Genomic DNA, 19,465 nt, shown 5'->3' with positions numbered 1-19,465 from the left:
GGAGACGGGAACACCCCATGACACTCGCGGTCCGCGCCCTCGCCGGCACCCGGCCGATCCTGGCCGTCGCTCTCGCGCTCACCCTGGTCGCGGGCGGCATCGCCGCGTGGGCGGCCCAGGACTGGTACGGGGCGAGCCACGACGAGTCCGCCGCGTACGCCGTCCAGCGCGACCGGGCGCTCGCGGCGGCGGAACAGGCCGTGCAGAACCTCAACACCCTCGACCACACCAAAGTGGACCAGGGTCTGGATCTGTGGGAGTCGTCCACGACCGGCGACCTGCACGACCAACTCGTCAAAGGGCGGGCCGAGTTCGCGCAACAGGTCAAGGCGGCCAAGACGGTGACCACCGCCCGGGTGCTGTCCGGCGCCGTCACCGAGTTGGACGACCGCGCGGGCCGGGCCAAGGTACTGGTCGCCCTGCGGATCACCGTAAGGGCCGCTGACGACAAGAGCAGCGAGAAGGACAGCCGCATGCTCGGCGAACTGAGCCGCACCGGAACCCACTGGAAGCTCAGCGCGCTGGGTCAGGCCCCCGTGGGTGGTACGGCGACCGGCTGAACCGGCCGCCGTACCGCGAGAGCAAGCCGCGTCCGAGAGCCGCCCGCACCCGAGAAGGACAGGCACGATGTCGACGACCCGCCACCTCATCAACCGCCAGCGCCGCCGCCAGACGGCCGGCAACCAGACCGTGCCGGCCGTGCGCCCGGCCGATGCCACCGGTTCGCAGGAGACCCTGGCCGACGCCTCCCGCCCACCCGTGGGTCACCGGCCCGTATCCTCGCGGACGCGGACGCGGACACGGACACCGACGAGCGGGGCCGCCGGCGCGAAGCGGCAGGAGGCGCCCGAGCCGGACGAAGGGGCCGGGACGGCCGACCGCACCGGCAGGGGTGGAGGGAAACGCCTCGTCCCCCTCCTCGTCCTCTGCGCCCTCACCGTCCTCCTCGGCTCCGCCGCCGGATTCGCCCAGAGCCGGGCGGCGGCGCTGCGGGACGATCCCGTACGGGCGAACACCGCGCTCACCGACCTCGCCCGTACCAGCGAGATCAAGGGCCAGACCGCCAGTGCCGTCGCCTCCCTCTTCTCCTACGACCACGCGCGGCCCGGCGCCTTCGAGAGCGCGTCGAAGACCTTGCTCACCGGCAAGGCCGTCACCCAGCACCGGGCGCTGTTCAACGACGTGCTCGCCCAGGCGGAGAAGCAGAAGACGGTGATCACCACGACGCTCACGGACAGCGCCGTCGAGCGCATCGACGGCGACCGGGCGCGCGTCCTGGTCTATGCGGATCAGAGCAGCGTCAGTACGGCGGGAACCGAGGGGCGGAGCTCCCAGGACCAGGGCGTCTATGCGGGAGCGATGTTCGCCCTGGACCTGCTGGATCGAGACGGGCACTGGCTCGTGGAGGGGATCGACACCTTCGGCCGCTGACCTGAGGTGCGCCGGGCCGCGCACGGCGTGCTCAGGGCGAGGGTCAGACAGCGCCGCTCGTCGTCCCGATTCCCCTACCCGCGGACTGGCCAGGGGGAGGGGAGGCCGGGCGGGCGTCCTGCGGGTTGCGCCGTACGCCGACTGCGGCGAGGACGGCGCCGATGACGCACAGGGCGCCGGTGACGAACGCGGCGGTGTGCACTCCGTTCATGAACGCCTGGCCGCTGCCCTCGATCACCGCGGCCTTCAGCTGCGCGGGCATTTCGCCGGAGACCGGTGCGATGCCCATGGCCACCGCGTCCTTGGCCTCGTGCAAGCCCTGGGCCATGGGTGCCGGTACCCCGGCGGAGGCGAGTTCGGCGGTCAGGGTCGAGTTGACCCGGCTGCTGATCAGGGAGACGAGTACGGAGGTTCCGAGCGCGCCGCCTACCTGGAGCGCGGTGGCCTGGAGGCCGCCCGCGACGCCGGCGTCCTTGACCGGGGAGTTGCCCACGATGGCGTCGGAGGAGGCGGCCATCACCATGCCCACACCGAGGCCCAGGGCGATGAAGGGCGGCCACATCGCGACGTACGGGGAATCCACACCCCATGCGAGTACGCCGAATGCGGCGCCGCCTTGCAGCACCATGCCGAGCGGCATGGACAGCCCGGCGCCGAACTTCTCGGTGAGCTTCGCGCCCAGCGGGGAGGCGACCACGGATGCCAGGCTCAGGGGCAGGGTGCGCACGCCCGCTTCGACGGGGGTGAAGCCACGTACGTTCTGCAGGTACAGCATCACGAAGAAGATCACGCCGAGCAGGACGAAGAAGTTGATCGCCGTGATGATCGTGCCGATGGTCAGCGCGCGGTTGCGGAACAGCCGCATGGGCAGCAACGGGTGCTCCACACGCGTTTCGTACCAGCCGAACACCAGGAGGATCGCGAGGCCGGTGGCGAGCGCGCCCAGCGTCGAGCCGGAACTCCAGCCCCACGTCTCGCCCTTGACCACACCGAACACGACGACGAGCAGTCCGAGCGCGAGCAGGATCACACCGGGGACGTCGAAGCGCTGGTCACCGGGGGCGGAGGCGGAGGCGTTCTTGCTCTGCGGTAGCACGAGTGCGCTGAAGACGAGCGCGACGACGCCGATCGGAGCGTTGATGTAGAAGACGGATTCCCAGTTGACGTGCTCGACGAGCAGACCGCCGACTATGGGGCCGAGCGCGGTGGACACCGACGACACCATCGCCCAGATGCCCACGGCCATACCGAACTTCTTCGGCGGGAACACCGCGCGCAGCAGCCCGAGCGTGTTGGGCATCAGCAGCGCACCGAAGAAGCCCTGCACGGCTCGGAAGGCGATGACGCCCTCGATCGACCCGGCCAGGCCGATGGCGACCGAAGCGAGGGTGAAGCCGACGACTCCGATCAGGTAGAAGGTGCGCCGGCCGAAGCGGTCACCGAGCTTCCCGCCGAGGATCAGCGCGGCGGCCAGGGCCAGCAGGTAGGAGTTGGTGACCCATTGCAGGTCGGCGGTGGACGCGTTCAGGTCCCGGCCGATCTCCGGGTTGGCGATCGCGACGACGGAGCCGTCCAGACCGACCATGAACAGGCCGAAGGCGACGGCGACGAGCGTCAGCCAGGGATTGGCGCGGCGGCCCGCCGGAGCGGAGGGCCGGGTGCGTGCGGGCAGGGGAGAGCTGTCCACGACGGTGGAGGACATGGAGGTGCCTTGCTTCCTCGTAAGGATGGAGGTCGACGGGACGCGGCTACGCGTGCGCCGTCAGTGGGCGGCGGGGTGAATGTGCCGCGCCACGCCCCGCAGCGCACCGAGGGCTGACCCGATGGCGTCGAGATCCCCGTCGGTGAGGGTGTGCAGTGCCTCGACGAGGTATCCGTCCAGGAGGCTCCCGACCTCGTCGAGCCGCTGCCGGGCCTGGGCCGTCAGGTGCAGATGCGCGACTCGCTTGTCCGCGGGGTCCTGCCTGCGCTCCAGCTGTCCTTGGCCGGCCAGCTGTGTGACCAGGGCGCTCACGTTGTTCGGCTTCATCAGCAGGACGTCGGCGGCCTCGCGCACCGTGACACCGTCACGCTCGCCGACGAGCCGCAGGAGCGCCAACTGGCTCTCGGGCGGCTTGGGGTGCGGAAAGTCCTGGGCGAGGCGCCGGTCGAGTGCCCGGTGCAGCGCGGGCAGGACGGCCGACATCGCTGACGCGATCTGCCGGATGTCCTGTTCGGACGCGCTGGGGGTGGCCATGCAGGCAATATAAGTATGGCGAGATACCTATGTCAACATACTCAATAGCGGAGACGTGCAGGTGGTGCCGGCCGGGGGAAGCCGGTCTGCGGCGGAGTCTGTGAGCGCCGCGCCGGCACCACCTCGGGTGTGAGCGTCCGGTCAGAGCTCCCTGCGTCCCGGACGTTCCTCGTACGGGGTGGCACGGGAACCGTCGACGCTCACCTCCAGGCGGCCGACCCGCTCGATCTCCACGACCACGCGGTCCCCGTGGCTCAGCGGGCCGACTCCGGCAGGGGTGCCCGTGGCGATCACGTCGCCGGGGTGGAGGGTCATGACGGAGGAAGCGTAGGCGATCAGGTCGCGGATGCCGTAGATCAGGTGGGCCGTGTTGGTCCGCTGTCGGGTGGCGCCGCCCACGTCGCAGCGGAGGTCGAGGGAGTCCGGGTCCGGGATCTCGTCCGCGGTCACGATCCAGGGGCCGATCGGGGTGAACGTGTCGAAGGACTTGCGGGTGGAGCGGTCCTCGCCGGAGCGGACGGTGATGTCCAGCAGGCACGTGTAGCCGAAGACGTGGTCCAGGGCCTCGTCGGGGCTGACGTGTGAGGCGGTGCGGCCGATGACGACGCCGAGCTCGCCCTCCTGGTCCGTGCGCTTGTCGGAGTAGGGCAGGAGGATGTCCTGGCCCGGTCCGATGACCGAGGAATTGGCCTTCAGGAAGACCCCGAGGTCGGCGACCGACGTGGCGTACTCCATCTCGGCCTTGTGATCGAGGTAGTTGACCGGTGCGCCGATGATCTTTCCGGGGCGGGGCAGCGGGGCTTCCAGTACGGCCTCGGCGAGCGGGACCCGCGTACGGCCGCCGAGGTCCACGTCGACCGGGCCGTGCCGGTCGGCGGCTTCGATGTGGTGGTGGAGTGCTCCGGCCGCGCCGAAGGGGCCGGATCCGGCGAGCAGTTCGGTCACGTCGACGAGGTCGTCCCCGTCGAGGAGTCCGATACGTCCTTTGTTGAACAGGGCCAGGCGCACCGTGGCCTCCTTGCTGAAGTGTCGGATGGGCGGATCAGGCGCCGGGGGCGGCGTCTTCCGCGTGGTAGAGCCCCAGGGATCGCATGACGGGCTCATCGCTGTAGGAGAACAGCACGGCGTCGTTCGAGGACGAGCTGTTGAGGTGCCGGTAGGACGTCCAACCGGGTACGGCGAAGGTGTCGTTCTCGGACCACTCCAGCCGCTTCCCGTCCACGATCGTGGCGCCTTCACCGCGTACGACGCTGAAGATGGTGGAGGCGGTGTGCCGGCGTCCGGCGCCCCGGAAGGCCGGGCGCAGCCTCTGGATGCGGCAGCCGATCGTGGGCATGACCGGACCGCCGGTCCACGGGTTGGTGTATTCGAGGACGATGCCGTCGACCTCGCTGCCCTCGGCGGTGTCGGCGACGGCGTCCAGGGCGCGTTGGGTCTCCGTCCAGGTGTAGCGGGTGACGGGGGAGTGGGGGCCGTCGGGGGTGAGCCAGGCGGGGGTCAGCCGGCCGTGCAGGAACTGCTTGCTGCCCGCGTCGTCGGGCCGGGTGACGGGCTGGAGCCGCTGCGGGTACTTCTCGTAGAAGCCGGCTTCCAGGGCGTTGACGAGCGGGTAGTCGAGTGCGTCGAGCCAGATCATCGGAGCGTCGCCCTCATGGGTGTGGTCGTGCCAGTGCCACCCGGGGGTGAGCAGCAGGTCGCCCGGGGACATGAAGACGCGCTCGCCGTTGACCGTGGTCCACGCGCCGCTGCCCTCCAGGATGAAGCGGAACGCGTTGGACGTGTGGCGGTGGGCCTGCGCGGTCTCTCCGGGCAGGATGATCTGCAGTCCGGCATAAAGGGTGTTGACGGTGGCCGGGGGATCGCTCAGGCCGGGGTTCACGAGCATGAGCACGCGCCGTTCGGCCTCCTCCAGGGAGAGGGTCCGGGAGAAGTGCAGCAGGTGGGGCCGCAGTTCCTGCCAGCTCCAGAGGTGGGGAACCGCACGGCTCTTCGGTTCGGCGGGGAACAGGTTGCCGTAGAAGCGCCACAGCGGTGCGGCTCCCGAACCCTCCAGCGCCTCGTAGACGAGTTCGTCGTTCACGGCGTCCTCCTGTGGTGGCCGGATCACGGGGTGGGAACCGAGGCGGGGGCCGGCGCCCACACCCAGGACATGTCGTCGAATTCCTCGGACGAACGGGACGAGAAGAGGGCGTTGCGGAGGGTGGCTCCCATTCCCTCCAGGTGGCAGATCTCGCCGAAGCGCCGGGCGTTCGTCTGGATGAGCGCCGCCCGTTGGCGACGCTGCCCGGCGTACGCGGCGAACGCGTCGGCCGGGTCGGCGAACCGGCCGAGCGCTTGCCCGAGGGCCACGGCATCCTCAAGTGCCTGACAGGCACCTTGGGCCAAGTACTGGAGCATCGGGTGGGCGGCGTCGCCGAGCAGCACGATGCGGCCGTGCACCCAGTTGTCGATGGGCAGACGGTCGTACAGGGGCCAGCGGCGGTCGCGTGCCACCAGCGGCAGTGCGTCGCGGACGGTCTGGCAGGCTCCGGCGAAGCGTTCTTCGAGCTCGGCTTCGGTGCCCCAGGCATCCGAGTCAGGCCGGTAGTCGTCGCTCTCGAACACCGCGACCTGGTTGTACAGCTCTCCGCGCCGGACGGGGTACTGCACCAGGTGCATGCGGGGCCCCGCCCAGACCATCACCGCTTCCGACGCGGCGTGCTGTGACATCCGGCCCGTCATGCTGCCGACGGGCAGCGCCCCGCGGTAGGCCACGTAGCGCGAGCAGACCGGTTCGCCGTCGCCGACCAGGGCCTGGCGCAGGCGCGAGTGCAGGCCGTCGGCGGCCACGACCGCGTCCGCGGTGAGCCGCGCCGCGGTGTCGGCGAAGCGCAGGTGTACCCCCGCGCCGTCCTGCTCGGCATGGGTGACGGTGTGACCGGTGCGGAGCGTGATGGCGGGGTGGTCCCGGCAGGCGTCCAGGAGCGCGGCGTGCAGGTCGGTGCGATGGGTGACCAGGTACGGGTGGGTGAAGCGTTCGGTGTACGCCGCGCTGCGCAGGTCGAGGGAGGTCACCTCGTCACCGGTCAGAGCATCCATCATCACCAGCCGCGGCGGGGCGACGGCGTTGCGCTGGACCGCGGGGAGGACTCCCAGCTGGTCCAGGGCGGCGGACGCGTTGGGTGCGAGCTGCAAGCCCGCGCCGATCTCGCCGAACCGGGCGGATCGTTCGAGCACCGTGACGTGGTGGCCGGCGCGGGCGGTCGCCAGCGCGGCGGCCAGTCCGCCGATGCCGCCGCCGACGACGGCGATGCGGAGTGGAACGGGAAGTGCGGACATGAGGCCTCCTCGGGGGCAACGGCTACTGGTTCGAGCGGACCGGTGCGTCGGTCCGGGCGGCGATGTCGGCGATGGTGACGCCTGGAGCTGTCTCCACGAGAGCCAAGCCGTCTTCGGTGACGTCGAGGACGCCGAGGTCGGTGATGATGCGGTGAACGCACCGCTCGCCGGTGAGGGGCAGGGAGCAGTCTTCGACGATCTTGGGGCTGCCGTCCTTGGCGGTGTGCTCCATGAGGACGATGACGCGGCCGGCGCCGTGCACGAGGTCCATGGCGCCACCCATGCCCTTGACCATCTTCCCGGGGATCATCCAGTTCGCGAGGTCGCCGTACTGCGACACCTGCATCGCGCCCAGGACCGCCGTGTCGATGTGGCCGCCCCGGATCATGCCGAAGGACAGGGCGGAATCGAAGAACGAGGCGCCGGGCAGCACCGTGACGGTCTCCTTCCCGGCGTTGATCAGGTCGGGATCGACCTCGTCCGCAGCGGGGTAGGGGCCCGTACCGAGGATGCCGTTCTCGGAGTGGAGGACGACGTGGACACCGGGCGGGAGGTGGCCGGGAATGAGGGTGGGCAGGCCGATGCCGAGGTTGACGTAGGAGCCGTCGGTGAGTTCGGCGGCGGCTCGGGCGGCCATGTGGTCGCGGGTCCAGGGCATCAGGGACGCACCGTCCTCTTCTCGATGGGCTTGTCCGCCGCCTGCGGCGGGGTGAGTTCCACGACCCTGCGGACGTAGATGCCGGGGAGGTGCACCGCGCCGGGGCTCAGAGCGCCCGGTTCGACGAGCTCTTCGACCTCGGCGATCGTGATGCGGCCGGCCATGGCGGCCAGCGGGTTGAAGTTGGCCGCGGATTTCCGGAAGACGAGGTTTCCGTGCCGGTCCCCCCGCCAGGCCCGGACGAGGGCGTAGTCGGTGGTGATGCCGTGCTCCAGCACGTGCCGGCGCCCGGCGAACTCCCGGGTCTCCTTGGCAGGTGACGCGACGGCGACCGAGCCGTCGGGAGCGTACCGCCAGGGCAGTCCGCCGGAGGCGACCTGGGTGCCCACGCCGGCCGGGGTGTAGAAGGCGGGGATTCCGGCGCCGCCGGCGCGCAGCCGTTCGGCGAGCGTTCCCTGCGGCACGAGTTCCACTTCCAGCTCGCCGGACAGGTACTGCCGGGCGAATTCCTTGTTCTCGCCGACGTAGGAACCGGTGACGCGGGCGATGCGTCCGACGGACAGCAGGACTCCGAGCCCGCGCCCGTCGACCCCGCAGTTGTTGGAGACGACCCGCAGGTCGTCCGCGCCCTGTTCGAGAAGTGCGCGGACGAGGACCTCGGGTACACCGCTGAGACCGAAACCGCCCACGGCCAATGAGGCGCCCGGCTGGATGTCGGCCACCGCCTCGGCGGCGCTGCCCATGACTTTGTCCACGGCGTGTGCTCCTTTCATCGGGTGACACCGGGCAGCACGCGGGACCCACGAGTGAGCCCCGGAGACAGGGCGACTTCACCTTCCGGGCGCATCACGTCCCACCCTCCGGGCGCAGAGCGTCCGAGAGGGACTTGACGCCACCGTGGGCGGTGAGACCGCCGTCGACCGGGATCTCGGCGCCGCTGATGAACGACGAGTCGTCGGAGAGCAGGAAGACCACCAGTGGAGCCATCTCATCGACGGTTCCGGTGCGCCCCAAGGGGGTTTCGCGGATGCTGGCCTCGCGGAAGGCCGGGGCCGCGGAGGCGGTCATCTCGGTTTCGATGAATCCGGGATGGATCGTGTTGACGCGGATCCCGCGCGGGCCGAGTTCGAGGGCAGCGGTCTTCGACAGGCCGCGCAGCGCCCATTTGCTGGTGGTGTAGGCCACCGGGTAGTGCGCGGTGACGGCCGCCGACGAGCCGACGTTGACGATGGAGGAACCGGGAGGCATGAGCGGAGCGAGGTGCTGGATGCCGAGGAGCGGCCCGGTGACGTTGACCGCGTGGACGCGGGCCATGTCCTCGGCGCGTACGTCACCGAGGCGGGCGCGCCAGGTGATGCCGGCGTTGTTGACCAGGCCGTGCACCTGGCCGTGCGTCTCGCGCAGTTCGGCGGCGAGTTCCGCCCAGTCCTCCTCGCTGGTGACATCGAGGCGCCGGCAGCCGCTCGCGGATGTCACGTCGGTGGCTACGACGTGGGCACCCTCTCGGAGGAGTGCTTCCACCTCGGCCGCGCCCTGGCCGCGAGCGGCGCCCGTGACCACGACGACCTTGCCCCGTAGTCTCTGGGCCGGCGGAGCGCTCACGGCCGCTCCCGATCGCGTCGACGGCCCGCGGGCAGCGGCACGGGCTCGCTCCCGGGAACGATGGTGTTGGTGAGCGAACCGAGACCCTCGACCGTGAGGGTGACGGTGTCGCCGGGCTTCAGCGGCGGCGGCGTCCGCTCGCCACGCAGTCCCCAGAGTTCGGCGAGACAGCCTCCGTTGCCACAGGTGCCCGAGCCGAGCACGTCGCCGGGGCGCACGAGAGTGCCGCGGGAGGCGTAGGCGGTCATCTCCTCGAAGGTCCAGCTCATGTTGGAGAGCAGGTCCTTGCCCACGGCCGCACCGTTGATCTCGGCCGTGAGTGCCAGGCGCAGGAAGCCCTCCGAGTCCCGGTACTGCTCCAGCTCGTCGGCGGTGACGAGATAGGGGCCCAGGGTGGTGGCGGTGTCCTTGCCCTTGCAAGGGCCGAGGCCGACCTTCATCTCGGCGGACTGGAGGTCGCGGGCGGACCAGTCGTTGAAGACGGTGTAGCCGACGATGTGGTCGCGGGCCCGTTCCGGTGTGAGGTCGCGGCCCTCACGGCCGATGACGGCGGCCACTTCCAGTTCGAAGTCGAGCACGGTCGCGCCGGGCGGGACCGGTATCCCGTCGAGCGGACCGTAGATCGCGTGCGGGTTGGTGAAGTAGAAGGTCGGTGCGGCGTACCACTGCTCCGGCACGCCGGCCCTCCCTTCCACGGAACGCCGGACCCCCTCGACGTGCTCCTCGAAGGTGACGAAGTCCCTTACGGCCGTGGGCCGCACGGGAGGCAGCAACCGGACCTGGGAGACGTGCGGGCCGGGCGGTACGCCGCGTGCGGCCGCGCCGGCATCGAGCAGCCCGGGGAGACCACCGGTCTGCTCCAGCAGGCTCGTGAGCGAGGAGACGCCGGGCAGGGGGAAGAGCGTGCCGTCCGCTTCCACGACGCCGACGTGCCGGTGATGTTGGTGTTCATAGGAGGCGAAGCGCATGTGCGGCTCCCGGTAGGAGTGGTCGGCCAGGGGTACGGCCGCTTCGGCCGATGCCGGCGCGGGAGGATCAGACCGGCGGGGCGACGAAGACACCGCGGTCGGGGTCGTTGAACGACTCCTTGGCGACGATCTCGCTCATGGCGTTGGCGGTGCCCCACTGGTCGGTGACGTCCGGGTCGGAGAAGTCGTAGACGTGCGGATGCCAGCTGTCCTCGTCGAGCAGCTCCAACTCCGTCGTGTACTCCACGGTGTTGCCGTGCGGGTCGAGGAAGTACGTGAAGGTGTTGTCGCCGGCCATGTGGCGCCCGGGGCCCCAGATCTTGCGGTGGCCCGCCCGGATCACGCGGCCGGAGCCGCGCATGTACTCGTCGATACCGCGCATCTCGAACGAGATGTGGTGCAAGGAGGTGTGCGGGCCCTTGGCCAGGGCCATGGAATGGTGCTGGTTGCTGATCCGCATGAAGTGCATGACCTCCCCCATGTGGGGAGAGCTGAGGGTGTCGGAGAGAAGGAAGCCGAGGTGGCGCTCGTACCACGCGCGGGTGCGATCGAGATCGGGGGAGTTCAGGACGACGTGGGAGAGCTTGACCGGGATGGCCTCCTTCTCCTCGATCTTGCGGTGCTGGCGCACCGCGACATCGGCGGAGACCTCGATGGTGCGCCCGTCGACGTCGAAGAAGCGGAAGCCGTAGCCGCCGCCGGGCGTGTCCACGGTCCCGGGCCGCGAGATCAGCTGGACGCCTCCGGCCAGGAGCTGCTCGGCGAGGGTGTCCACGTCGGAGGGGGAAGCGGCGCCGTAGGAGACGAGGTCGAGCCGCTTCTCCTCGGCCTTGCGCAGCCGCACCACGTACTGCTCCGGGGAGCCCTCGGCCGCCAGGAAGGAAACACCGGAATCCTCGGCGACCTTGGTCAGGCCCCAGACGCCGGCGTAGAAGTCGAGCTGCTTGTCGTAGTCCGGCACGGCCAGGTCGACGTGTCGCAGGTGGGTGAGCAGACGTGCGTTCATGGTGGGTACCTCCTCAGACGAGGGCGAGGTTCAGCAGGGTGGCCGCGTTGCCGCCGCGGACGGCGTCGAAATCGGTCGGGGGCAGGCGCGCGGCCCTGAGGGCGGCGACCGGGTCATCGGTGCCCATGTCGAAGGGGAAGTCGGATCCCAGCAGGACCCGCTCGGACCCGGCGACCCGTACCAACTCCCGCAGGACGTCGGGGTCATGGACCAATGAGTCGAAGTGGATCTGTTTGAGGTAGCTGCTGGGCGGCCGCAGGCATCCCGCGCTCGCGTCGGAGCGGGCGGACCAGGCGTGGTCGGAGCGTCCGATGTGGGTGGGCAGGTAGCCGCCGCCGTGGGCCGCGATCAGCTTCAGGCCGGGGTGGCGGTCCAGTACGCCGGAGAAGATGAGATGGGAGAGGGCGACGGCGTTCTCGGTGGGCTGGCCGACGGTGTTGGACAGGTACCACCGGTCCAGGCGCTCGTCGAGGGTGCAGCCGAAGGGGTGCAGGAAGACGATCGCGCCCGTCTCCGCGGCCCGCGCCCAGAAGGGCTCGTACGCCGGGTGGGACAGGTCACGGCCCGGAGCGTGGCTGGAGATCTCCACCCCGGCCAGTCCGTGTTCCAAGGCGTGGTCGAGGGCCAGCGGCGCCTGCTCCGGGTGCTGGAGGGGGACGAGCCCCAGTCCGCGCAGCCGGTCGGGTGCGGCCGCGCAGTGGGTGGCGGTCGCCTCATGGGCGAGCCGGTACACCTTCTCGGCCGTGTCCTCGTCCGCCCAGTAGTGGTAGTGGGAGGGGGACGGACTGACCAGCTGCACGTCCACGCCTTGCGCGTCCATGGCGGCGAGGCGTACTGCGGGGTCGGTCAGCCGCGGGATGCGGCCACGGACCATGGGACCGCTGACCGCGAGCGCCGCGGCGCCGTTGCGCCGGGCATCGAGGCCCCTCGCTTCCACCAGTCCCGGCAGACCGTCCACCAGGGCCTCGACCTCCGGCAGCAGCACATGGGCGTGGACGTCGACCGTGGGCGCGGTCAGCGGCTCCGGCCTGGGCACGCGGCTCACGGCAGCTCCCGCAGCATCGTCATGGTGCGGCCCATCAGGCCGGGCACGTCCGCGTCGCGTACCCCGTCGAGCTGCCACCGCCCGATCTGCACGGACGCCTCCACGACAGGGCGGACACGGGCGATCCGCCGCTCGTAGAACGCCTGGAGCAGAGCGCCGTCCCAGTCGTCGGCGCCGGCGAGCATCTGCGCGAGCACCCACGCGTCTTCGAGGGACAGCGCGGCGCCCTGCGCGAGGGTGGGCGGGCAGCAGTGGGCGGCGTCGCCGATGAGGACGACCCGGCCGCGGTGCCACGAGCCCTCGACCAGCATCTGGTCGAACCAGGTGTAGTTGACTAGTCCGGGGTCCGTGATGCTCTCCGCGATCTGCGGCCAGAAGCCGCCGTAGGCAGAGGCCAGCCCGCGCATCTCGTCCGCGTAGGAATCCGGTGGAATGGATGCCCGGTCCCGGTTGGCCTCGACCACGTACGCGTACAGGGTCGTGTCGCCGGTGGGGCAGTAGCCGGAGATGTAGGCCGGTCCGCCGTAGGCGAGGTCGGTGCGGGTCACGTCGGCGGGGCGGGGCGCGCAGACGCGCCAGATGGCCATGCCGGTGGGCTCGGGCTTGGCGTTGACGCCGATCGCCGCGCGAGTGGTGGAACCGAGGCCGTCGGCCGCGATCACCAGGTCGTAGCGCCCCTCCGTACCGTCGGTGAAACGGACACAGACGCCTTCCGCGTCCTGGTCGAGGATCTCGGCCCGGGTGCCCAGGCGGACCCGGGCTCCGCTCGCGAGGACGGCATCGATCAGGATCTGCTGGAGCTCGGGCCGCTGCATGCCGAGCGTGGCGGGCAGATCGTCGCCCCCCGTGCGCAGATCGCGATGGACGTGCAGGACGGATCCGTCAGGTGCGGTGATGCCGACGGAACCGAAGCCGAAGCCGGACGCCCTCACCTGGTCCCACACACCCAGTTCGCGCAGTACGCGCAGGGCGTTGCCCTGGAGGGTGATGCCGGATCCGGCGGTGGCGTTCCAGTCGTCCTTGGCCTCTACCAGGTCCACCGAGAAGCCGGCGCGGCGCAGCAGGATCGTCGCGGCGTTGCCGGCCGCGCCGCCGCCGACGACGAGGACCGTGCGGGTTTCGGTCATGGGAACTCCCTTGTTCCTCTGATTACTTGACGGCTATCGGATTGATCGGGGAGCCGACCGCACCGGTGATGGGCAGGGGAGCGGCGGTGAGCCAGAACTCGTACACGCCATCGGCCGCACAGTCCTCGGCCAGGGAATCGAGGTCCCACATCTCGCCGATCAGCAGGCCGATGTGCGGGATGGCCACCTGGTGCAGGGGCTGGAAGGCGTGCTCGAACTCGTTGGGGCGCACCTCGAAGCCCCAGGTGTCCGTGGCGATCGCGGCGATCTCGCTGCCGTGGAGCCAGCCGGCGGTGGTGAAGGACAGACCGGGGGCCGGGCCGCCCGCGTACTCGCCCCAGCCGTCGCGGCGCACTCGGGCGAGCTGTCCGGTGCGCACCAGCACCAGGTCCCCGCGTCCCACGGCTACGCCCTGGGCTTCCGCGGTGGCCGTCAGGTGGTCCTCGGTGATCGCGAACCCGTCGGGCAGTTCGCCGTCATGGCCGACGGCGCGGCCCACGTCCAGGAGCACCCCTCGCCCGGCGATCTGGTGAGCCATGTGCTCGATGCCGGTGACCAGATCGCCCTCGGAGGTGACGACCTTCTCGGCGGGGCGGCCGTTCCACGCCTTGCCGTGGTCGAAGATGTGGCCGAGCCCGTCCCACTGGGTCGAGCACTGCAGCGGCATGGCGATCACGTCGTCGGCGCCGCCTATGCCGTGCGGGAGGCCCTGGTTGCCGAGGGCCGCGTCCGTGCCGGTGTCCAGCATGGTGTGCACCGGGTTGGTGCGCCGACGCCAGCCCTTCTGCGGGCCGTTGATGTCGAAGCGCTGGGAGAGGGAGAAGCTCACACCGCGCCGGACGAGTGCGGCGGCCTCGCGGCGCTTGGCCTCGTCGAGGAAGTTCAGTGTGCCGAGTACGTCGTCCGCGCCCCAGCGGCCCCAGTTGGAGCACGCCTCGGCGGTGCGGGCGATCGATCCCTCGGGGTCGCCCCGGTCCAGGCTCATCACGCCTCCGCGGTACAGCGGGTGCGCTGCGAACCGAGGCCCGTGATGGTGCTCTCCATGACGTCGCCGTCGCGCAGCAGCCGGCCCCAGTGCATGCCGTTGCCCGCCGGGGAGCCGGTCAGGACGAGGTCGCCGGGGAGGAGGCGGGCGCTCTGCGAGACGTAGGAGACCACGCGCGCCACGCTGAAGATCATGTCCTTCGTGGACTCGTCCTGCATGGTGTCGCCGTTGAGCTTCAGCGTCAGGCGCAGGTCACCGGTGTCCGCGATGGACTCGGCGGGCACGATCCAGGGCCCGAGAGGGGTGAAGCCCGGCGCGTTCTTGCTGCGCAGCCAGTCGGTGCCGATCTGCGGCATGTCCCGCCGGAAGACGGTCGCCCGGTCGGTCAGGTCGTTGGCGATCGTGTATCCGGCGACGCACTCCAGCGCCTCCTCCACGGACACCCGGTAGGCGGGTCGGCCGATCACCGCCGCCAGCTCAAGCTCCCAGTCGGGCTTCTCGGCCCAGGAGGGGAGGGCGACGTCGTCGTACGGGCCGGTGACGGAGCTCGGCAGGCCGATGAAGACGTAGGGAAGATCCTCCGCCGCCCGGCGGTCCATGATCTCCGCCGCCTCGGCGCGCCGTTCCTGCTCGGAGCGGTCGTCATCCGCGGCCCGGTGTGCCACGTGCAGGTCGATCACGTGCTGGCGGTAGTTGGCGCCGGACTGGAACACCTGCCGGGGCTCGACGGGGGCGTGCACCCGGTACTCCGAAAGCGGCCTGAGACCGGGGTGTTCCTGCGTGGCGAGGGCCCGGAGTTTCGGCAGGACCACATCCCAGTTCTCCAGCAGACCCGTGGCGGTGAGCTGCGCGTCATCGAAGGCGATGCGCAGGTCGAGGACCTGAGCGTCAGGGGTGACCAGGGCGGGGAAGGCGGGCCCCTCGGGGGCTGACAGCGTCGAGAGGGCGAAAGGTCCGGCGAAGAGCGCGGACGGAGATCCAGGTTTCACGGACATGTCCTCCTGATTGCGATGTGACTAATCTGGACCCGCCGTCGGAATCAGGGAAATCGATTGTTTGGATAGTTGTCATCCATGGCATTTATTTGTTCCTGGTCGGCGCCCGAACAGCAAGGGGAAATGCCGTGAACCTGGCCCGTCTGGATCTCAACCTCGTGGTCGCGCTGCGCGCCCTGCTGGAGGAGCGCAACGTCACGCGGGCCGGGCAGCGCGTCGGGCTGAGCCAGCCCGCCATGAGCGCGGCCCTGAGCCGACTGCGCCGCCACTTCGACGACGACCTGCTCGCCCGCGTCGGCGGTCACTACGAACTCACCGCCCTCGGCCAGGTGCTTCTGGACCGCACCTCCACCGCCTACGACGTGCTGGAGCGGCTCTTCTCCAGCCAGGCGAGCTTCGACCCGGCCGAGGAGAGCCGTGAGTTCAGTCTTGTGGCGTCCGATTACGCCGTCGCCGTCTTCGGAGCCGAGTTCGCCCGGGTCGTACACGAGGAAGCCCCCGGCGTGCGCCTGCGGTTCACCCAGACGCCGGTCACGGTCGTCGATGACACGGCGAGCCTGCTCAGCGCCACCGACGGCCTGGTGATGCCGCACGGGGTCATCAGTGCCTTCCCGGCCACGGATCTCTACGACGACCGGTGGGTCTTCATCGTCTCGGACGACCACCCCAGCGTCGAGGAGCGTCTCACCCGGCAGGATCTGGCCCGCCTGCCCTGGGTCGCGTACCGGCGGACGTACGACGCCCCAGCGGTGCGACAGCTGGGCATGCTCGGAATCGAACCCCGGGTCGAGGTCTCGGTCGACAGTTTCCAGCTGCTCCCGCTCCTGGTGGCGGGCACCCGCCGGATCGCCCTGCTCCAGGCCCGTCTGGCCGAGCTCCTGGCACCGCTCGCCGGCGTGCGGGTCCTGGAACCGCCCTACGAGGCGGTTCCGCTGCGCCAGGCGCTCTGGTGGCATCCGGTACACACCCACGACGCCGCCCACATCTGGCTGCGCGAGACGGCCGCGCGGGTCGGCCGGCGTCTGGGCGACGCACCCGGGGCGTAGAACCCGCGCTGCCCTCGCCAGGGCCGCCCTTCGGCTGGACCCGCGCCGAGGAGCCCATCCATGGGACAGATGACCGGCATCAGGAACATGGATCAGCCAGAGGGTGGGCAAACCGGTCTGGACCGCCCATAGTCATGTACATCGAGCGCCCGAGCCGAGGCCACCCCACCCGCCGACCGGTTGTTCCGGGCTGCCCGTCCGTTGTTTTCGTCTCCCCTTCCGGACTGCATCCATGCCCCCACACACCGTCCGGCGGCCCACCGCGCCGCTTCCCCCGGCGACAGATGGGCGGGAAGGTGCCGGCCACTGCTCAATGGGCAGGCGGCGCCGTAGTACTGCCGCGTACGACCAGACGCGGCGTCATCGTGGTCTGCATGGCCCGGTCCCGTCGGCCCTCCACGCGGTCGATGAGCATCCGTGCCGCGGTGGAGCCCATCGTGTGGCCCGCCTGGTCGACGCTGGTGAGCTGTACGGGAGCCAGGGCGGCGAGGGCGGTGTTGTTGTAGCCGACCAGCGACAGGTCCCGCGGGATGCGCAGGCCGAGGTCGTACGCGGCCCGGTAGATGCCGAGTGCCGCGACGTCGGCGCCCGCCATGATGGCGGTGGGACGGCGCTGCGCCGTCAGCAGGGCCGTGCCCGCCTCGAAGCCGCCCTCGTCGGAGTAGGCGGCATGCTGAACACGGGCGTGTGCCCCCAGGCCGTGGTGCTCCATGGCCGCCAGGTATCCGCTGGTCAGGACGGCTTCCGGGGTTCGACGCCAGGCGCCCGCCTTGGTTCCGGACGCGGAGACCAGCGCGATGTCCCGGTGGCCCAGCCCGGCCAGGTGGTCCACGACAAGACCTGCTCCGACGCCGTCGGCGTCCACCACCGAGTCGTGTGCGTCCGCGGTGTCGTGGTGGCCGATGACGACGGTCGGGGTCGTCGCGGCCGTCGCCAGGACCTCCGGTCGGGGGCAGCCCGGGGCAATGAGGACGAGCCCGTCCATCTGGCGGTCCACCATGGCGCGAACGGTCCGGGTCTGGGCCTCGGCGCCAAAACCCGCCGCGCCGATCATCACCGTGTACGCGCTGCCGTGCAGCTCGTCGTGGATCCCGTCGAGGATGTCGGCGAAGAAGGCGTTGCGGATGTTGTCCAGCAGGACTCCGACGGTGTACGTGCGACCCCTCATGCCGCGTGCCGCGGCATGAGGCCGGTAGTCCAGCTCGGCCATGGCCGCGTTGACCTTCTCCCGCATGGCCGGACTCGAGCCGTAGGCGTTGCGCAGCACTTTCGAGACCGCGGCAGTGGACACCCCGGCGTGCCGGGCGACATCGGTGATCGTCACCCGCTTCTTGGGCTTTCCAGTCGGGTCCATGAGCCATCACTCCGATCTCGCCTCGCGGTGTAACGGTCTACACCGCTAACGGCACAGTACGTCAACGCCAAGCCACCATTTCGCAGGAGTTACAGATCCGTGTCTTGACTCTTCGCGAGGAGGGGGCGCAATGTTTGAGCCACCCGAGTGGAGAACGTTCTACACACTCCCGATCGGGGGCCTGCCCGTCGCCTCTGCCGACGGCCCTTCTCCTCGCCCGCTCACTTCTCCGTACCAATGACAGGGAGACCTCTGTGTCCATCAACCCGCGCCGTGCACGCCGAGCGCGCATGAGCACCCTCACGGCCGGCACCGCCTCGGTCGCCCTGCTCGTCACCGCCTGCGGAGGCTCCGGCGGCAGCGCCGTGTCCGCGCCCAAGGACTTCGGCTACCTGAGCGCCACGGAGAACACCACCGTCAAGAACGTGCTGACCACGCTCTCCAAGGAAGCGTGCGCGGCGGAGAACAAGGCCCGTCCGCTCAAGGTGGAGAACGTGCCGCAGAGCGGCCTCGACCAGAAGCTGCAGCTGCTCGCGGGACAGGACGCGCTCCCGGTCCAGTTCGCCGCGGGCAACTCGCCCGCTCTCACCAACCAGCTGGACAAGTCCGGCAAGATCGCGGATCTGGAAGGAGAGCTGTCGCTTCTGGGCGTGTACGACCAGCTCCAGCCGGCGGCCGTCTCCACGATCAAGGCGCTGTACGACGGCAAGGTCAACGTCCTGCCGTACGAGTACAACATCGAGGGGATCTTCTACAACAAGAAGATCTTCCAGGACCGCGGCGTCGCGGTGCCCACCACCTGGGACGAGCTCACCGCGAGCGCGGAGAAGATGAAGACCGCCGGCGTGCAGCCGTTCTCCGCCGCGGGCAAGGAAGGGTGGCCGCTGACCCGTGTGCTGAGCGGCTACCTCTACCGCAGCCTCGGCCCGGACGCGCTCCAGGACATCCGGAGCGGAAAGGCCAAGCTCACCGACCCCGCGTACGTCAAGGCGGCGCAGGAGGTCGCCGACCTCGGCAAGAAGGGGTACTTCGGCGAGGGCGTCGGCTCCATCAGCTACGACGTGGCCATGAACCAGTTCCTCTCCGGCAAGGCCGCCATGTTCTACATGGGCAGCTGGGCGCTGGCCAACATCGCCGACCCGAAGGTCAACACGGTCGGCGTCGAGAACATCGGCTTCATGCCGTTCCCCACGGTCGCCGGCGGCAAGGGATCCGCCGACCAGTACCCGTCGAACGTGGGCCTCGGCATCACCCTGGGCGCCAAGTCCTTCGACGACAAGACGGGGGACTGGGTGGCCTGCATCGCCAAGAACTACGGCAGCACCGCCCTGAAGGACGCGGGGACGATCTCCGGCTTCAAGACCAACACGCCCGTCCAGGACGCCAACGCGGTCACCGCGCAGATCCGCAAGACCATCGGTGACTCGAAGCAGAACGTCCTCTGGTTCGAGGCGCTGTTCGGGACCAAGGCCACGACGGTGAGCACCTCCAACGCGGCCTCCCTGGTCAACGGAAGCATGAGCCCGCAGCAGTTCATGCAGACCGTCCAGGACTCCCTGAACAGCCAGTAGGCCAGTGGGCCGGTAAGCCAGGCGGCGAGCGGCCCCGACCGGCTCGGGAGCCCCGCGGCGCCGCCGCCCGGGCTTCCGGGCCCCGCCGCCCGCGCCTCATCACCTCGACGAACTGGACACCAC

At 70.2% G+C, this 19,465-nt stretch carries 19 protein-coding genes; 4 read left to right on the top strand and 15 right to left on the bottom strand.

The genetic code is table 11. The features are described from left to right. Window positions 1-17: 17 nt before the first annotated feature. The gene (locus tag ACIQV3_RS21090) at window positions 18-560 is read left to right on the top strand and encodes a hypothetical protein (RefSeq protein ID WP_403713943.1); all 543 of its coding nucleotides are present in this window, start codon (window positions 18-20) and stop codon (window positions 558-560) included. A 67-nt stretch (window positions 561-627) separates the two neighbouring features. Continuing rightward, the gene (locus ACIQV3_RS21085) at window positions 628-1,431 is read left to right on the top strand and encodes a hypothetical protein (protein ID WP_403713942.1); all 804 of its coding nucleotides are present in this window, start codon (window positions 628-630) and stop codon (window positions 1,429-1,431) included. Between the two features lie 43 nt (window positions 1,432-1,474). Here the strand turns inward: ACIQV3_RS21085 and ACIQV3_RS21080 are convergent, their stop codons facing one another. The 14 genes from ACIQV3_RS21080 to ACIQV3_RS21015 all read right to left on the bottom strand — a co-directional run bounded on the left by ACIQV3_RS21080 (window position 1,475) and on the right by ACIQV3_RS21015 (window position 15,371). Next, the gene (locus tag ACIQV3_RS21080; protein WP_403713941.1) at window positions 1,475-3,133 is read right to left on the bottom strand and encodes an MFS transporter; all 1,659 of its coding nucleotides are present in this window, start codon (window positions 3,131-3,133) and stop codon (window positions 1,475-1,477) included. A 60-nt stretch (window positions 3,134-3,193) separates the two neighbouring features. Further along, entirely contained in the window at window positions 3,194-3,667 is a 474-nt protein-coding gene (locus tag ACIQV3_RS21075) for a MarR family winged helix-turn-helix transcriptional regulator (RefSeq protein ID WP_403713940.1), read from the bottom strand. Window positions 3,668-3,808: 141 nt separating this feature from the next. Then, on the bottom strand, window positions 3,809-4,675 hold the full coding sequence (locus ACIQV3_RS21070) for a fumarylacetoacetate hydrolase family protein (protein ID WP_403713939.1): 867 nt from the start codon (window positions 4,673-4,675) through the stop codon (window positions 3,809-3,811). A gap of 34 nt (window positions 4,676-4,709) precedes the next feature. Further along, window positions 4,710-5,747 carry a cupin domain-containing protein gene (locus ACIQV3_RS21065; RefSeq protein WP_403713938.1) on the bottom strand — a complete coding sequence of 346 codons (1,038 nt, stop codon included), beginning with the start codon at window positions 5,745-5,747 and terminating at the stop codon, window positions 4,710-4,712. A gap of 23 nt (window positions 5,748-5,770) precedes the next feature. Continuing rightward, window positions 5,771-6,985, bottom strand: a complete 1,215-nt coding sequence (locus ACIQV3_RS21060; protein ID WP_403713937.1) for an FAD-dependent monooxygenase — start codon at window positions 6,983-6,985, stop codon at window positions 5,771-5,773. A gap of 22 nt (window positions 6,986-7,007) precedes the next feature. Continuing rightward, window positions 7,008-7,643 (bottom strand): CoA transferase subunit B, encoded by a 636-nt coding sequence (locus tag ACIQV3_RS21055; protein ID WP_403713936.1) that lies wholly within the window; start codon window positions 7,641-7,643, stop codon window positions 7,008-7,010. Further along, complete coding sequence (locus tag ACIQV3_RS21050; protein ID WP_403713935.1) at window positions 7,643-8,398, bottom strand: CoA transferase subunit A; 756 nt, start codon at window positions 8,396-8,398, stop codon at window positions 7,643-7,645. Before ACIQV3_RS21050 ends, ACIQV3_RS21055 begins: the two co-directional genes overlap by 1 nt. A 91-nt stretch (window positions 8,399-8,489) precedes the next feature. After that, window positions 8,490-9,245, bottom strand: a complete 756-nt coding sequence (locus ACIQV3_RS21045; protein WP_403713934.1) for an SDR family NAD(P)-dependent oxidoreductase — start codon at window positions 9,243-9,245, stop codon at window positions 8,490-8,492. Continuing rightward, the gene (locus ACIQV3_RS21040; protein WP_403713933.1) at window positions 9,242-10,213 is read right to left on the bottom strand and encodes a fumarylacetoacetate hydrolase family protein; all 972 of its coding nucleotides are present in this window, start codon (window positions 10,211-10,213) and stop codon (window positions 9,242-9,244) included. Before ACIQV3_RS21040 ends, ACIQV3_RS21045 begins: the two co-directional genes overlap by 4 nt. A gap of 67 nt (window positions 10,214-10,280) precedes the next feature. Further along, window positions 10,281-11,219, bottom strand: a complete 939-nt coding sequence (locus ACIQV3_RS21035) for a VOC family protein (RefSeq protein WP_403713932.1) — start codon at window positions 11,217-11,219, stop codon at window positions 10,281-10,283. Window positions 11,220-11,232: 13 nt separating this feature from the next. Beyond that, window positions 11,233-12,237, bottom strand: coding sequence for an amidohydrolase family protein (locus tag ACIQV3_RS21030; protein ID WP_403714135.1), 1,005 nt, complete (start codon window positions 12,235-12,237; stop codon window positions 11,233-11,235). A 23-nt stretch (window positions 12,238-12,260) separates the two neighbouring features. Beyond that, window positions 12,261-13,391 (bottom strand): FAD-dependent oxidoreductase, encoded by a 1,131-nt coding sequence (locus ACIQV3_RS21025; protein WP_403713931.1) that lies wholly within the window; start codon window positions 13,389-13,391, stop codon window positions 12,261-12,263. Between the two features lie 22 nt (window positions 13,392-13,413). Then, window positions 13,414-14,376 (bottom strand): cyclase family protein, encoded by a 963-nt coding sequence (locus tag ACIQV3_RS21020; protein ID WP_403713930.1) that lies wholly within the window; start codon window positions 14,374-14,376, stop codon window positions 13,414-13,416. Further along, entirely contained in the window at window positions 14,376-15,371 is a 996-nt protein-coding gene (locus ACIQV3_RS21015; protein ID WP_403713929.1) for a fumarylacetoacetate hydrolase family protein, read from the bottom strand. The genes ACIQV3_RS21020 and ACIQV3_RS21015 overlap by 1 nt, the downstream gene beginning before the upstream one ends. Window positions 15,372-15,499: 128 nt before the next feature. On the opposite strand from ACIQV3_RS21015, the gene ACIQV3_RS21010 reads away from it, so the two are divergent. Beyond that, window positions 15,500-16,417: a LysR family transcriptional regulator gene (locus tag ACIQV3_RS21010; protein WP_403713928.1), complete on the top strand. Its 918-nt coding sequence runs from the start codon at window positions 15,500-15,502 to the stop codon at window positions 16,415-16,417. Between the two features lie 310 nt (window positions 16,418-16,727). On the opposite strand, the gene ACIQV3_RS21005 is transcribed toward ACIQV3_RS21010, so the two are convergent. After that, window positions 16,728-17,771, bottom strand: a complete 1,044-nt coding sequence (locus ACIQV3_RS21005) for a LacI family DNA-binding transcriptional regulator (protein ID WP_403713927.1) — start codon at window positions 17,769-17,771, stop codon at window positions 16,728-16,730. 290 nt (window positions 17,772-18,061) lie between these two features. Between ACIQV3_RS21005 and ACIQV3_RS21000 the strand changes: the two genes are divergently transcribed. Further along, on the top strand, window positions 18,062-19,342 hold the full coding sequence (locus tag ACIQV3_RS21000) for an ABC transporter substrate-binding protein (protein WP_403713926.1): 1,281 nt from the start codon (window positions 18,062-18,064) through the stop codon (window positions 19,340-19,342). Window positions 19,343-19,465: the final 123 nt, after the last annotated feature.

It is taken from the genome of Streptomyces sp. NPDC099050 (genome assembly GCF_044759865.1).
Lineage (GTDB): Bacteria > Actinomycetota > Actinomycetes > Streptomycetales > Streptomycetaceae > Streptomyces.
The sequence above is the reverse complement of the archived record's forward strand: the minus strand, read 5'-3'. Positions and strand labels throughout refer to the sequence as shown.

What these genes read in the sequence shown, in the direction of transcription:
- ACIQV3_RS21000 (WP_403713926.1), top strand. Translation starts at nt 18,062, where the DNA reads ATGAGCACCCTCACGGCCGGCACCGCCTCGGTCGCCCTGCTCGTCACC.
- ACIQV3_RS21080 (WP_403713941.1), bottom strand. Translation starts at nt 3,133, where the DNA reads ATGTCCTCCACCGTCGTGGACAGCTCTCCCCTGCCCGCACGCACCCGG.
- ACIQV3_RS21035 (WP_403713932.1), bottom strand. Translation starts at nt 11,219, where the DNA reads ATGAACGCACGTCTGCTCACCCACCTGCGACACGTCGACCTGGCCGTG.
- ACIQV3_RS21020 (WP_403713930.1), bottom strand. Translation starts at nt 14,376, where the DNA reads ATGAGCCTGGACCGGGGCGACCCCGAGGGATCGATCGCCCGCACCGCC.
- ACIQV3_RS21005 (WP_403713927.1), bottom strand. Translation starts at nt 17,771, where the DNA reads ATGGACCCGACTGGAAAGCCCAAGAAGCGGGTGACGATCACCGATGTC.
- ACIQV3_RS21060 (WP_403713937.1), bottom strand. Translation starts at nt 6,985, where the DNA reads ATGTCCGCACTTCCCGTTCCACTCCGCATCGCCGTCGTCGGCGGCGGC.
- ACIQV3_RS21085 (WP_403713942.1), top strand. Translation starts at nt 628, where the DNA reads ATGTCGACGACCCGCCACCTCATCAACCGCCAGCGCCGCCGCCAGACG.
- ACIQV3_RS21055 (WP_403713936.1), bottom strand. Translation starts at nt 7,643, where the DNA reads ATGCCCTGGACCCGCGACCACATGGCCGCCCGAGCCGCCGCCGAACTC.
- ACIQV3_RS21015 (WP_403713929.1), bottom strand. Translation starts at nt 15,371, where the DNA reads ATGTCCGTGAAACCTGGATCTCCGTCCGCGCTCTTCGCCGGACCTTTC.
- ACIQV3_RS21040 (WP_403713933.1), bottom strand. Translation starts at nt 10,213, where the DNA reads ATGCGCTTCGCCTCCTATGAACACCAACATCACCGGCACGTCGGCGTC.
- ACIQV3_RS21075 (WP_403713940.1), bottom strand. Translation starts at nt 3,667, where the DNA reads ATGGCCACCCCCAGCGCGTCCGAACAGGACATCCGGCAGATCGCGTCA.
- ACIQV3_RS21090 (WP_403713943.1), top strand. Translation starts at nt 18, where the DNA reads ATGACACTCGCGGTCCGCGCCCTCGCCGGCACCCGGCCGATCCTGGCC.
- ACIQV3_RS21025 (WP_403713931.1), bottom strand. Translation starts at nt 13,391, where the DNA reads ATGACCGAAACCCGCACGGTCCTCGTCGTCGGCGGCGGCGCGGCCGGC.